The 13,224-nt window shown below is 70.2% G+C and carries 9 protein-coding genes; 8 read left to right on the forward strand and 1 reads right to left on the reverse strand.

Annotated elements, in window-relative coordinates; all coding sequences use genetic code 11:
* Positions 1-3 precede the first annotated feature (3 nt).
* The 7 genes from ACZ3OF_RS24430 (at position 4) to ACZ3OF_RS24460 (ending at position 9,708) form a co-directional block, all read left to right on the forward strand.
* Complete coding sequence (locus ACZ3OF_RS24430) at positions 4-1,518, forward strand: gluconokinase, GntK/IdnK-type (RefSeq protein ID WP_467306757.1); 1,515 nt, start codon at positions 4-6, stop codon at positions 1,516-1,518.
* Positions 1,519-1,550: 32 nt separating this feature from the next.
* The gene (locus ACZ3OF_RS24435; RefSeq protein WP_361674350.1) at positions 1,551-2,468 is read left to right on the forward strand and encodes a cyclase family protein; all 918 of its coding nucleotides are present in this window, start codon (positions 1,551-1,553) and stop codon (positions 2,466-2,468) included.
* Between the two features lie 149 nt (positions 2,469-2,617).
* A complete protein-coding gene (locus tag ACZ3OF_RS24440) occupies positions 2,618-4,222 on the forward strand; it encodes a GMC oxidoreductase (protein ID WP_467306759.1) in 1,605 nt (534 codons plus the stop codon).
* A 228-nt stretch (positions 4,223-4,450) separates the two neighbouring features.
* The gene (locus ACZ3OF_RS24445; RefSeq protein WP_467306761.1) at positions 4,451-5,290 is read left to right on the forward strand and encodes an SDR family oxidoreductase; all 840 of its coding nucleotides are present in this window, start codon (positions 4,451-4,453) and stop codon (positions 5,288-5,290) included.
* 42 nt (positions 5,291-5,332) lie between these two features.
* Positions 5,333-6,808: a cytochrome ubiquinol oxidase subunit I gene (locus ACZ3OF_RS24450; RefSeq protein WP_361674286.1), complete on the forward strand. Its 1,476-nt coding sequence runs from the start codon at positions 5,333-5,335 to the stop codon at positions 6,806-6,808.
* A complete protein-coding gene (locus tag ACZ3OF_RS24455) occupies positions 6,805-7,863 on the forward strand; it encodes a cytochrome d ubiquinol oxidase subunit II (protein WP_361674284.1) in 1,059 nt (352 codons plus the stop codon). Before ACZ3OF_RS24450 ends, ACZ3OF_RS24455 begins: the two co-directional genes overlap by 4 nt.
* A 60-nt stretch (positions 7,864-7,923) precedes the next feature.
* The gene (locus ACZ3OF_RS24460) at positions 7,924-9,708 is read left to right on the forward strand and encodes a cation:proton antiporter (protein WP_467306764.1); all 1,785 of its coding nucleotides are present in this window, start codon (positions 7,924-7,926) and stop codon (positions 9,706-9,708) included.
* Positions 9,709-9,732: 24 nt separating this feature from the next.
* Here the strand turns inward: ACZ3OF_RS24460 and ACZ3OF_RS24465 are convergent, their stop codons facing one another.
* Complete coding sequence (locus tag ACZ3OF_RS24465; protein ID WP_467306766.1) at positions 9,733-11,583, reverse strand: glycoside hydrolase family 15 protein; 1,851 nt, start codon at positions 11,581-11,583, stop codon at positions 9,733-9,735.
* A gap of 268 nt (positions 11,584-11,851) precedes the next feature.
* On the opposite strand from ACZ3OF_RS24465, the gene ACZ3OF_RS24470 reads away from it, so the two are divergent.
* Positions 11,852-13,189: a DUF2254 domain-containing protein gene (locus ACZ3OF_RS24470; RefSeq protein WP_467307012.1), complete on the forward strand. Its 1,338-nt coding sequence runs from the start codon at positions 11,852-11,854 to the stop codon at positions 13,187-13,189.
* The last annotated feature ends 35 nt before the right edge of the window (positions 13,190-13,224 follow it).

A 13,224-nucleotide genomic window follows, 5' to 3' on the forward strand; every position in this document is an offset into this window, starting at 1 on the left:
CGCGTGGCACGGGAAGCAGCGACCGGCGAGCCGCCGCGGATGGTGCTCGTCGTCGGTGTCGCCGGGTCGGGCAAGTCGACGGTGGGGCGTCTCCTCGCCGAGCGGCTGGGCTGGGCGTACCGGGACGCGGACGAGTTCCACTCCGCGGCCAACCGCGCCAAGATGGCCGCAGGTCAAGCCCTCACGGACAGCGACCGGGGGCCGTGGCTCGCAGCGGTCGGCGAGTGGATGGACCGACTGGTCGCGGCCGGCCGGCACGCCGTGGTCTCCTGCTCCGCGCTCAAGCGGAGCTACCGGGAGGTCCTGCTGGCGGGGCGCACCGGAGTTCTTCTGGTGTACCTGCACGGCTCACGGGAACTCCTGGAGTCCCGGCTGGCCGCGCGGGACGGCCACTTCTTCCCGGCGGACCTGTTGGACAGCCAGCTCGCGGTTCTCCAGGAGCCTGAGCCCGACGAGCACCCGCTGGTGGCGGAGATCGACCAGCCTCCGGAGGCCGTCGTCGCGGCGGTGCTGTCGCTGATGCCCCGGGATCACGCAGCCGGGGCACCGGCGGCCGGGCCGGACACGGAGCGAGCCGCCCTTGCCGGCGCTTCCGCGTCCCCCGGCCCCACGGGCGCGTCGTGGCGGCTGGTCCGCGGAGACCAGAGCGCGGTGGTGGTGCAGCTGGGCGGCGCCCTGCGCGACTACGGCGTGAACGGCCGACCGCTGCTGGACGGGTTCCCCGCGGGTTCCCCCATCACGGGCGGGCGGGGGCAACTGCTCGTCCCCTGGCCGAACCGCGTGGGCGACGGGCGCTACCGCTTCGACGGCAGGAGTCTGCAGCTCCCTCTGAGCGAAGTGGAGAAGGGCAACGCGATCCACGGACTGCTTCGCTGGGTCCTGTGGCGGCTGCTCGCCCGTACCGAGGACTCGGTGATGCTCGGCACCACGCTCTGTCCCCAGCCGGGATATCCGTTCCTCCTCGATGTCCGTGTCGAGTACCGGCTGGGTCCGGACGGTCTCTCGACCGCCGTCCACGCCACCAACACCGGCACGGGGCCGGCGCCGTACGGGGTGGGGCAGCATCCCTACCTGACGGTCGGCACCGACCTCGTCGACAGCGCCGTGCTGACCGTTCCCGCACGCTACCTGCTGCGTACCGACAACAGGGGCCTGCCCATCGGGCGGGAGCCGGTCGACGGGACCCCGTACGACTTCCGCACCGCCCGGCCCATCGGCGATCTGCGGCTGGACACCGCCTTCACCGGGCTCGACCGCACCCCTGACGGGCGGGCGACCGTGCGGCTCGCACACCCCTCCGGGCTGCGGGGCGTCGATCTCCGGCTCGGCGAGGGAACCCGCTGCGTGCAGGTGTACACGGGCGACACCCTGCCCGAACCCGAACAGCGGCGAGGGGTCGCCGTGGAGGCGATGTCCTGTCCGCCGGACGCCTTCCACAGCGGCACGGACCTCACCGTCCTGCAGCCGGGCGCGACCCATGTGCTCCGATGGGGCCTGAGCCCATGGGGGTACGCGTGACCCCGTCCGAGGAGCCGGTGACAGCGGGCGGGATGAGCGCGCACGACTTCCGGGTGCTCTACGAGCGACTGCGGAGCCGGGCATCGCCTCCGGCGGTGGAAGGCCGGTGCGGCGCGCTGCGCCATCTCACTCCCGAGCGGGTGGCGGCGGCCGCCGCGGAGGTCCGCAGCGGACGTACGGTCTCGCTGGCGGCTCCCATCGACACAGTGCCGGGCCTCGACGACCCCGAGCCGGCGGTGCACAGGATGACCGGACCGAGCCCGGACGACATCGGCTCGGACGCGCTGCACTTCGCCACGGACCGCTTCGCCATGAACGTGCACGGGGACGCGGACAGCCATCTCGACGCGCTCTGCCATGTCCTGTTCGACGGAGAACTCTACGGCGGTGTGCCCGCGAGCACCGTGACGGCCGAGGGTGCCCGGAGGCTCTCCGTGGACCTGCTCGCGGCCGGCATCGTCGGCCGGGGTGTCCTGCTGGACATCCCACGGCTGCGCGGGGTGCCCTGGCTCGAACCGGGCGACCACGTCACCTCGGGCGATCTGACGGCTGCCGAGGCCGCGCAGGGCGTCCGCGTCGGCCCGGGAGACCTGCTGTTCGTCCGGGTGGGGCACCGTCTTCGGCGCACCGAACGCGGGCCGTGGAACGCGGCCGAGGCACGGGTGGGGCTTCATCCGACCGCCGTCGAGTTCCTGGCCGAACGCGAGATCTCGGTCCTCGGCGGAGACGGCAACAACGACACCGCGCCCAGCGCCGTGCAGGACATGCCCTTCCCCGTACACGTCCTGGCCATCCACGCCATGGGCATCCACCTCATGGACTATCTGCGGTTCGAGGACCTGGGCGCGGCCTGCGCGGGGGCCGGCCGCTGGAGTTTCCTCTGTGTGGTCGCCCCCCTGCGGCTGCCCGGAGCCACGGGGTCGCCCGTGAACCCGATCGCGGTGCTGTGACCGGGGCAGCGGGGTCGCGGACCGGGGCGCCCACCGGCCGGCCCGCTCGGGTCGCCGACCACGGGGAAGGCGGCTACGTTCGAGGGAGGTGGGACCTCTTGGGACTCTCGCCCAGGGGGGCGCCCGGTGCCTGACACCCGGTCGGGGCCATGACCCCAAGGACGGTGGTCGCCGTGGGCGACACCCCTCACTACGACGTCATCATCATCGGTACCGGTGCCGGCGGAGGGACCCTCGCCCATCGCCTCGCCCCCACGGGCAAGCGTGTGCTCCTCGTCGAACGCGGCGGCTACCTCCCGCGTGAGCGCGACAACTGGGACTCGACGGCCGTCTTCGTCAAGGGCAAGTACCGAGCCCCGGAGTTCTGGCTCGACAAGAACGGCACCGAGTTCCCGCCCGAGGTCAACTACTACGTCGGCGGAAACACCAAGTTCTACGGAGCCGCCCTCTTCCGGCTGCGCCCCGAGGACTTCGGCGAGCTCCGCCATCACGGCGGCATCTCTCCCGCCTGGCCGATCCGGTACGAGGATCTGGAGCCGTACTACACGCGGGCCGAGCACCTCTACCTCGTCCACGGACGGCACGGCGAGGATCCCGGTGAAGGGCCCGTGAGCGCGCAGTACGCCCATCCGCCCGTGGAGCACGAGCCGCGCATCCAGCAGCTGAGCGACGACCTCGAGAAGCGTGGCCTGCACCCGTTCCATCTGCCGATCGGCGTCAATCTGAGCCAGGAGAACGGGGGCCGGCCCACCCACTCCAGTGTCTGCATCCGGTGCAACCGGGTCGACGGCTTTCCGTGTCTGGTACGCGGCAAGTCCGACGCCGAGGTGATCTGCGTCGAGCCGGCTCTGCAACACGCCAACGTCGAGATGGTCACGGACACACAGGTGGTGCGCCTGGAGACCGACGCCCGTGGGCGCAGGGTCAGCGCGGTCGTCGGCCGGCTCCCCGACGGCTCGGAGGTCCGGTTCACGGCCGACGTGGTCGTCGTCTCCTGCGGGGCGGTCAACTCCGCGGCGCTGCTGCTGGCCTCGGCGAACGAGCACCATCCGCGTGGTCTCGCGAACAGCTCCGACGTGGTCGGCCGGTTCTACATGCGGCACAACAACCTGGCCCTGATGGCGGTGTCGAAGGAGCCCAACGACACCCAGTTCCAGAAGACCCTGGCCCTGAACGACTGGTATCTCGGTGCGGACGACTGGGACTTCCCCCTGGGCGGCATCCAGATGCTGGGCAAGTCGGACGCCGAGCAGATCCACGGCGAGGCCCCCCGGTGGGCCGGTGCGGTGGCACCCGACATGCCGTTCGAGGTGCTGGCACATCACGCCGTCGACTTCTGGCTGTGCGGTGAGGACCTGCCGCTGGCGGACAACCGGGTCACCCTCGACGGCGACGCGCGGATCCGGCTCGCTCTCGACGAGACGAACAACGTGGAGGGCCTGAGGCGCCTGCGGCACAAACTGCAGGGAATGCTGGGCCACTTGGGCATGCACGAGCACCATCTGCTGTCCCACAGCATCTACCTGCACAAGGGCATGCCCATCGGAGCGACGGCGCACCAGGCGGGCACCGTGCGCTTCGGCACCGATCCCGCCGCCTCCGCGCTCGACGTGAACTGCAAGGCCCACGATCTCGACAACCTGTACGTCGTCGACACGAGCTTCTTCCCAAGCATCGGCGCGGTCAATCCGTCCTTGACGGCCATCGCCAATGCCCTCCGGGTCGGCGACCACCTCGTGGACCGGCTGGGGTGAGAAGACGCCCGGCCGGGTCGCGAGCGGCGCCCGGCCGGGTGCGGAACGACGTCGGCCGGGTGCAGAACGACGTCGGCCGCTCATCCGTCCGGACGAAGATGCTGGACCCAACGGCCTAAAGCCGATTCCGAGGACATGCCGACCGCCTCACCGGGTGGTTGCGTGACGGTGCCCGGCCGAGCCCGACGCCGGGCCCGGCGCATCCGCGCAGCGAGGAGGCAGGACGGCATGGATTCCAGCGTGGAAGCACCGCAGGGTGTGATCCCGGCGCGTTTGCTGCGCGGCCAGAAGGCTCTGGTCACCGGCGCCAATTCGGGCATCGGCAAGGCCACGGCGATCGGCCTGGGCCGGGCTGGCGCCGACGTGGTCGTCAACTACGTGGCGGACCCCGAGGCCGCGGAGAAGGTCGTCGAGGAGATCGCCTCGTTCGGGGTGCGCGCGTCGGCGTACCAGGCGGACGTGTCCCAGGAGGACCAGGTCGTCGCCATGATGGACCGGATGGTCCAGGAGTTCGGCACCATCGACATCCTCGTGGCCAACGCGGGACTGCAGCGGGACGCTCCGTTCACGGAGATGACCCTCGCCCAGTGGCAGAAGGTCCTCGACGTCAATCTCACCGGCCAGTTCCTGTGCGCGCGGGAGGCCGCCAAGGAGTTCCGTCGCCGGGGCGTGGTCCCCGACGTGTCCCGGTCCGCCGGGAAGATCATCTGTATGAGTTCGGTGCACCAGCTCATCCCCTGGGCGGGTCACGTCAACTACGCGTCCTCCAAGGGCGGCGTGCAGATGATGATGGAGACCCTGGCCCAGGAGCTCGCGCCGGAGAAGATCCGGGTGAACGCGGTCGCCCCGGGCGCGATCAAGACGCCGATCAACCGCGCGGCGTGGGAGACGGCCGAGGCCCGGGAGGACCTGCTGAAGCTCATCCCGTACAAGCGGATCGGTGACCCCGACGACATCGCCTACGCGGTGGTCGCCCTCGCCTCCGACCTCATGGACTACGTGGTGGGAACCACCCTGTACGTCGACGGCGGCATGACGCTCTTCCCCGGATTCGCCACCGGCGGATGACCCCCTCCCGGCCCTGCACATCCACGAACGGCGAAGGCGCGTATGCCCACCTCGCTCCACCTGCTGGCGGATGCCCCGGCGCAACTCCTGCCCGCCCGGGAGCTCATGGCCTTCACCCTGGCCTCCCACATCATCCTGGTACCCCTCGGCGTGGCCTTCCCCTTCATCACCCTGGTGATGCACTACCGCGGACTGCGCCGCAAGGACGCCACGGCACTGCTCCTGGCACGGCGCTGGTCGGCTGTCATGGCGGTCCAGTTCGCGCTCGGCATCGTCACGGGCACGGTGCTGTCGTTCGAGTTCGGCCTGTTGTGGCCGGGACTGATGGGGCGGTGGGGTGATGTCTTCGGGGTCGGGTTCGGCGTCGAGGCCTGGGCGTTCTTCCTCGAAGCCGTGCTCATCGCCATCTACCTGTACGGATGGCGGCGGCTGAAGCCGCGGACGCACTTCCTCCTCGGGCTGCCCCTGCCATTCGCCGCGCTGCTCGGGGCGTTCGGCATCCTGGCGGCCAACTCCTGGATGAACACCCCCCAGGGCTTCTCGCTCGACTCCGAGGGCAACCCCGTCGACGTGAACGTCTGGAAGGCCATCTTCACGCCGATGTTCGGACCGCAGTACTGGCACTTCGTCGTGGCGATGATCCTCACCGCGGGCTTCATGGTGTCCGGTGTCTACGCGATGGGCTGGCTGCGCGGCCGCCGGGACCACTACCACCGACTCGGCTTCGCCGTCCCGTTCACCATCGCCGCTGTCGCCGCACCGGTGCAGTTCTTCCTCGGCGACTTCATCGCGCGGTCGGTCTTCCACAAGCAGCCGGTGAAGTTCGCCGCGCTGGAGATCGTCTGGAAGACAGACACCCGTGTGCCGGAGTACCTCTTCGGGAGGCTGAACGAGGACGGCACCGTCTCGGGCGGCATCAAGATCCCGCTCCTGGACTCGATGCTGGCCGGATTCAGTGCGAACACCGAGGTGAGGGGGCTGACCTCCGTCCCGGCGGACCAGCGTCCCACGGTGACTCAGGCGACCATCGCCCACTGGGCCTTCGACCTCATGGCCCTCATCGGGTCCGTCCTGGTGCTGCTCGCCCTCTGGTACGGGCTCGTCTGGCTGCGGCACCGCCGGCTGCCCGCCTCGAAGTGGTTCTACCGCTCCGCGGCCTGTGCCGGTGTCGCCTCCGTCGTGGCCGTCGAGTGCGGCTGGATCGCCACCGAGGTGGGACGCCAGCCGTGGATCGTGTACCAGAACATGCGCGTCGCCGAGGCCGTGACCTCGACCCGCTCCACCACCCTGTGGATCATGCTCGGGGTGGTGATCGTCGTGTACGTCTTCCTCTTCGGCTCGTTCCTCGTCGTCCTGCTGAAGATGCGCACGCGCTGGCGGCTCGCCGACGAGCGGCAGGCCGCGACCGGTCTCCACACGCCGGAGGCCGACATCCCCTACGGGCCGCGGGGTTCCCTTCCCGCCGGTGACGTGCCCGCCGGCAACGGAGCCGGACGACCCGGGGGTGACGGCCCATGACCGCCGACCTCATCGCCGTGGTGCTGCTCCTGGCCGTGACCGCGTACGCCTGCGCGGGCGGCACGGACTACGGGGCCGGCTTCTGGGACCTGACGGCCGGAGGGACGGAGCGCGGCAGGCGTCCCCGCTGGCTCATCGACCACGCCATGGCTCCCGTATGGGAGGTCAACAACGTCTGGCTGATCTTCGTTCTCGTCATCATGTGGACCGGGTTCCCCGTCCTGTTCCAGACCGTGTTCACGGCGATGTGGCTCCCTCTGGCCCTGGCCGTCGTGGGCATGGTCCTGCGTGGCGCCGGATTCGCGCTGCGCAAGCCCTCCCGACGGCTCGCCGGCCGGCGGTTGTACGGCGCCGTGTTCGCCACGGCCTCGGTCGTCACACCGTTCTTCCTCGGTGCGGCCGTCGGCGGGGTCGCGTCGGAACGCGTGGCTCCCGGCACCGAGGCCTCGGCGGACGTCTGGACCGGCCCGACCTCGCTCGTCTTCGGACTGGTCGCCATCGCGACCACGGCGTTCCTCGGCGCGGTGTTCCTCAGCGGGGACGCCCGCAGGTTCGACGCGCCCGATCTGGTCGGCTACTTCAGGCGGCGCGCGCTGTGCAGTCTCGCCGTGCTCACCGTCCTGGCCGTGGTCACCGGTTTCGTCACCCATGAGGACTCCCCGTACGTATGGCACGGACTGACCCGCGGTCTGGGGCTGTTCTTCGTCGTCGTGGCCGGGGTGGCCGCTCTCGCGACCGTCTGGCTGCTCCGGCGGACGCCGGGAACGTGGGTGCGCGTCACGGCGGTCGGAGTCGTCGCGTCCGCCGTCGTCGCCTGGGGCATGGCCCAGCGCCCCTACCTGCTCCCCACCTCGCTGACCGTGGCCGAGGCCGCGGGTTCGCCCTCCACGCTCACGTGGCTGGCGATCGTCACCCTGGTGGCCCTGGTGGTCGTCGTGCCGGCCGTCGTCCTCCTCTACTGGCTGGACACCCACGGCGAGCTGGAAGAGCTCACCGAATCCGAGCTGCGCCGAGGAAGCGGCACCGCGGGTGGCGGTGCGGTGGACGACGGCTGACCGTCCGCTCGTGTCCCGCCCGGACGTCCCCTTCGCCCGCCCCCGACGGAGGAAGCCACAGTGACCGACGACGAGATCCTTCTCGGCCTCGCCCTGACGGTGGTGCTCGCCACCGGCTCGCAGATCCTGGCGGGCAGACTGCGCGTCCCCGCCCTGATCATCCTGCTTCCCGTCGGGTTCGCCGCCGGTGCGATGACGGACGTCATCCATCCGGACAAGCTGCTTGGGCCGACGTTCTCCGCCCTGGTGTCGCTGTCCGTCGCGGTGATCCTCTACGACGCCGGTCTGGGACTGGACCTGCGCAAGCTGGCCCACCACACCCGGGGGATCGTGGGCAGGCTGCTGGTGTACGGCGTGCTGCTCACCTTCCTCGTCACCGGGGCGGTGGCACCGGCGATGTTCGACATGCCCCTGCGCGTGGCCGCGATGCTCGGCATGATCCTCGTCGTGTCGGGACCCACGGTCGTGGGGCCGATCCTCGACTTCGTGCGACCGAGCGACAAGGTGCGGCGCATCCTGATCTGGGAGGGGACGCTGACCGACCCGATCGGCGGCATCCTCGGCGCCCTGACGTTCCACGCGGTCGCCTCGTCGCACCAGATCGACATCGGTCGGGGCTACCAGCTGGGCCAGTTCCTCCTCAGCATGGCCGTCGGGCTGGCCGGCGGGGCCGTGGGCACCGCTCTGCTCTGGTTCACCCTGCGCACCCTCCGGCTCGGCGAGACCCTCGGCACGCTGGCGCAGCTCGCCATCGTGATCGGCGTGTCGGCGGTCTGCGACGTCGTGCGGGACGACACGGGACTCATCGCCGCGATCGTGGCGGGACTGGCGGTCGCCAACATCCGGGGCTTCGACATGCCCTCGCGCCGGCCCTTCTTCGAAACGCTGGTCCAGCTGATCATCGGGCTGCTGTTCGTCTCCATCTCCTCCACCGTCACCCCGGCGTCCGTGGTGCCGGTCCTCCTTCCCGCGCTCGGCCTGATCGCGATCCTCGTCCTGGTGATCCGCCCCCTCGTGGCCTTCGGCGCAGCGGCGCGTTCGGACCTGTCACGGGGGGAGCGCGCCTTCATCGGATGGATGGACCCACGCGGCATCGTCGCGGCGTCCACGGCCTCGGCCTTCTCCGCCGGTCTGGTCCAACGGGGGGTGCCCGGGGCGTCGAAGATCCTTCCGGTGACCTTCCTGGTGATCGTCGGAACCGTTCTGTTGTACGCGCTGACGGCGGCGCCGGTGGCAAGACGGCTGGGGGTCGTCAAGGCGGCGGGCACGCGCGTTCTCCTGGTGGGCGGCCAGCCCTGGGTCGTCGACCTGGGCAGGGCGCTGCGGTCCGCCGGCCTCGACATGCTGATGTGGGCGGGGCTCGACGAGGAGCGGGAACGCATCAAGGGAGCGGGGCTCGAACTGGCCAAGGGCGATCTGCTGGCCACGGCCATCAACCCCGGGGCGCGTCTGGAGGGCGTGACGGCCGTCTTCCTGGCCACCGACGACGACGACTTCAACGCGCTCGCCTCGATCGTGATGCAGGACAACGTGGACGGGCCCGTCTACCGGGTGGGTCCCCCGCACGACAGCCACGGCGTGGTCGCTCCGTACACCGGCGGCGACATCCTCTTCGGCACCTCCCTGGTCCGCCATGTGCTCGCGGAGCGCTACGCGCGGGGCGCCCGGTTCGTGGTGCAGCCGGCCGCCGCCCCGCTGCCACCGGAGCACGAGACGCTCTTCGTGGTGCGGGCCGACCACCAGCTCGTACCTGTCACGGAGACCAGGGAGAGCGCCCCACAGGAAGGGGACACCCTCGTCCTCCTCGGGCCCGCGCCGCCGGCGGCGGCCACTCCCCCGCTCTGAGCACTCGTGGGGCGGCTCCGCGCTCTAGACCTCGTCCCGCCGCTCCTCCCGGAGCATCGAGTCCAGGGTGATCGCCGCGTCGATCAGTGCCAGGTGCGTGAACGCCTGAGGGAAGTTGCCCAGTTGTCGTCCCGTCAGGTCGATCTCCTCGGAGTAGAGGCCCAGGTGGTTGGCGTACGTGAGCATCTTCTCCAGCACCAGCCTGGCCATGTCGGTACGCCCGGCCCGTGCCAGGGCGTCGACGTACATGAACGTGCACAGGGAGAAGGTTCCCTCGGAGCCGCGCAGCCCGTCGGGGGACGCCTCGGGGTTGTAGCGGTAGACGAGGCTGTCGCTGACCAGCTCACGTTCCATCGCGTCCAGGGTGGACTTCCACCTCGGGTCGCCCGGCGTGATGAAGCCGACCGTCGGCATGCGCAGCAGCGCCGAGTCGAGCACGTCGTCGCCGTAGTGCTGCACGAAGGCCTGTTTGCCGGTGTCCCACCCCCGGTCGAAGACCTGCTCGTAGATCTTGTCCCGCGCCTCCACCCAGCGTCCGCCGGCCGCGGGACGGCCGTCGTCGTACGCCATCCGGAGAGCACGGTCGAAGGCCACCCAGGACATCACGCGGCCGTAGGTGAAGTCCTTCCGGCCGCCGCGTGTCTCCCAGAGCCCTTCGCCGGGCTGATCCCAGTGGTCGACCAACCAGTCGAGCAGGGTGTGCAGCGCGGTCCAGCCCCCGTGGTCGAGATGCATGCCGTGTTCGTGCGCGAAGTAGATGCTGTCGAGCGCCTCACCGTAGATGTCCAACTGGAGCTGGTTCGCCGCACCGTTGCCGATACGGACCGGGGCGGAGCCTCGGTACCCCTCCCAGTGGTCGAGGGTCTCCTCGACCAGATCGGCCGAGCCGTCGACCCGGTACATGATGTTCAGCGGTCCGGAGCTGTTCGCCTGCCCGGCCTTCTCCTTCACCCGGTCGTGCAGCCAGTTGATGAACGCTGCCGCCTCTTCCTTGAAGCCCATGCCCAACAGGGCGTACACCGAGAACGAGGCGTCACGGATCCAGGTGAACCGGTAGTCCCAGTTGCGCTCTCCGCCCAGTTGCTCGGGCAGGCCCGTCGTGGGGGCGGCGACCAGGGCGCCGGTCGGCGCGTACGTCATGAGCTTCAGCGTGACGGCCGAGCGTTCCACCGCCTCCCTCCAGCGGCCGGAGTAGGTGGACTGTCCCAGCCAGGAGCGCCAGAAGTGGACCGTCTCGTGGAAGAGCCGATCGAACTCCTCCACCCGGACCTCGTGCGGGGGGCCCGCGGGGGACGATTCCATGATCAGGCCGCGCCGCTGACCCGCCCGCAGGGTCAGGGAGAAGCGCAGGTCGTTCCCGTCGACCGAGAGGACGTTCAACAGCCGTTCGTCCTCCGGCTCACGGACGGGGTGGACGGCGAGGTTCAGGTCCTCCGAGGTGAACACGGCCCCGTGCTCGGTGGGGTGCAGCTCGTGGGGCTTACGGCCGTAGTCGAAGCGCGGAGCGATCTCCCCTTCGAACGTCATGCTGCCGCGGACGCAACGCAGCAGACGGACGATGCGGTGCCGGTCGGTCGCGGTCGTTCCGGTCACCGGCATGAAGTCGACGACTTCCCCCGCCCCCGCCTCGGTCATGAAACGGGTCACCAGAACGGCGGTGTCCGGATGGTAGAGCTGTTTGGTGGTGTACGTTCCCGCGGCCGGCCGCACGGTGAAGTGGCCACCCTTGGTCCGGTCGAGCAGGGCGCCGAAGACGCTGGGCGAATCGAACCGCGGACAACAGAACCAGTCGATCGTGGCATCGGTCGTCACGAGGGCCGCCGTCTGCAGATCACCGATCAGTCCGTGGTCCTCGATCAGGGGAAACTCGTCCATCGTCGACCCCTTTCAGCCCCGGTCGACCACACTCGGGGCACCGTCACGCCGCGGACGAGGTGGGCCGGGCGCCACTCGCTCAGCTTAGGCCGCCGACGACGGTCCGTCCTGACAAGGGGTTCGCCCGAGGTGGCGGCGGTGCTGCCGCTGCGCGGGTGGGGGAATCGCCCTACCGTGAGGTGATGGCGCTCCCGCCTGGGGAGCCCGCCGTCCCGTGTGCCTCGAGAGCACCTGACTCCTCCGGTGAAGGGGGCGTGGCGTGGGTGTCATGACGTCCTGGGCCGCCCGATTCAGGCTGCGCCAATACGTCAAGGCAAGCCTGTGGATCGTTCCGATGCTCGGTCTCGTCCTCGGCGCCCTTCTCGCCGAACTCGCCCTCGCCGCCGACAGCGCCGATTGGCTGCCCAGCGGCTGGCACTACTCCGCCACGACGGCGAGCGGGGTGCTCGCCACCATCGTGGGCGCGATGGTGGCGTTGCTCGGGTTCGTCGTCACCATCGGCGTGCTGGTGGTGCAGCAAGCCACGGGAACCCTCTCCCCCCGGTACATGCGCCTGTGGTACCGGGACCGGCTGCAGAAGGCGGTTCTGGCTACCTTCACGGGGACGTTCGCGTTCGCCTTCTCGTTGCTGCGCAGCATCGAGTCCGACTCGGTTCCGGACCTCGGGGTGACCCTGGCCGGCGCGGCCGTGGCCGTCAGTCTCGTGCTTCTGCTCATCTACCTCAACCGGTTCACCCACAGTCTGCGGCCGGTGGCCATCGCCGAGTTGGTGGCGCGTATGGGAGAGGACGTGTTCACGCGGGGCGCCGAGGCGATCCGGGGCGCGGCGCCACGCGAAGCCCGAGCAGGAACGGAAGCAGGAGGGGAAGCTCAAGCGGAAGCCGGAGCCGTGTCCGAGGTCGGAGCCGTGCCGTCCGGCGGTCCTGTGATGCGCATCCGTTCCGCACGGGGAGGTGCCATCCAGGCCCTGGATCCCACTGGTCTGGTCGCGGAGGCGGTGCGTCACGACTGCGTCTTCGTCGTGACCCGGCTGATCGGAGACTTCGTACCGCCCGGCACCGTGCTCGTCGAGGTCCACGGAGGCAGGTCCGTACCGAACCCCGTGCGCGTGACCGGACTCATCGCCCTCGGGCCCGAGCGCACCATCGAACAAGACCCCGCCTTCGCTCTGCGGGTCCTCGTCGACATCGCCATCCGGGCGCTGTCCCCGGCGGTGAACGACCCCACGACCGCCGTACAGGTGATCAACTACATCGAGTGGTTCCTGCACACGGCGGGCAAGTCTCCTCTCCCAGGTCGTTACGTTCTCGCCGACGGTCAGGGGGAAGCCCGGCTCGTGCTGCCGGGGCGTGACTGGGACAACTACCTTCAGCTCGCCGTCTGCGAGATCATCGACTACGGCAGCTCGTCCGTGCAGATCTGCCGCAGGCTGCGCGCCATGCTCGACGGCCTGCTCGACGCCCTCCCACCGCAGCAGCACCCCGCGGTGCGCACGCTGTCGAGCCTGCTGGAGGAGTCGGTCGAGCGGGAGTTCACCGACCCGGCCCGCCGGGCCATCGCCCAGCAGGCCGACCACCAGGGAATCGGCGGTCGGCACTCCCCCTGACCCTCGCAGAATCTTCACCCCGGTGGCGCACGTCG

The organism is Streptomyces sp. NPDC022552, assembly GCF_055561875.1.

Excerpts from the sequence above, each read along its gene's own strand:
- ACZ3OF_RS24465 (WP_467306766.1), bottom strand. The coding sequence starts at position 11,583 with ATGGACGAGTTTCCCCTGATCGAGGACCACGGACTGATCGGTGATCTG.
- ACZ3OF_RS24445 (WP_467306761.1), top strand. The coding sequence starts at position 4,451 with ATGGATTCCAGCGTGGAAGCACCGCAGGGTGTGATCCCGGCGCGTTTG.
- ACZ3OF_RS24470 (WP_467307012.1), top strand. The coding sequence starts at position 11,852 with ATGACGTCCTGGGCCGCCCGATTCAGGCTGCGCCAATACGTCAAGGCA.
- ACZ3OF_RS24435 (WP_361674350.1), top strand. The coding sequence starts at position 1,551 with ATGAGCGCGCACGACTTCCGGGTGCTCTACGAGCGACTGCGGAGCCGG.
- ACZ3OF_RS24450 (WP_361674286.1), top strand. The coding sequence starts at position 5,333 with ATGCCCACCTCGCTCCACCTGCTGGCGGATGCCCCGGCGCAACTCCTG.
- ACZ3OF_RS24440 (WP_467306759.1), top strand. The coding sequence starts at position 2,618 with ATGACCCCAAGGACGGTGGTCGCCGTGGGCGACACCCCTCACTACGAC.
- ACZ3OF_RS24455 (WP_361674284.1), top strand. The coding sequence starts at position 6,805 with ATGACCGCCGACCTCATCGCCGTGGTGCTGCTCCTGGCCGTGACCGCG.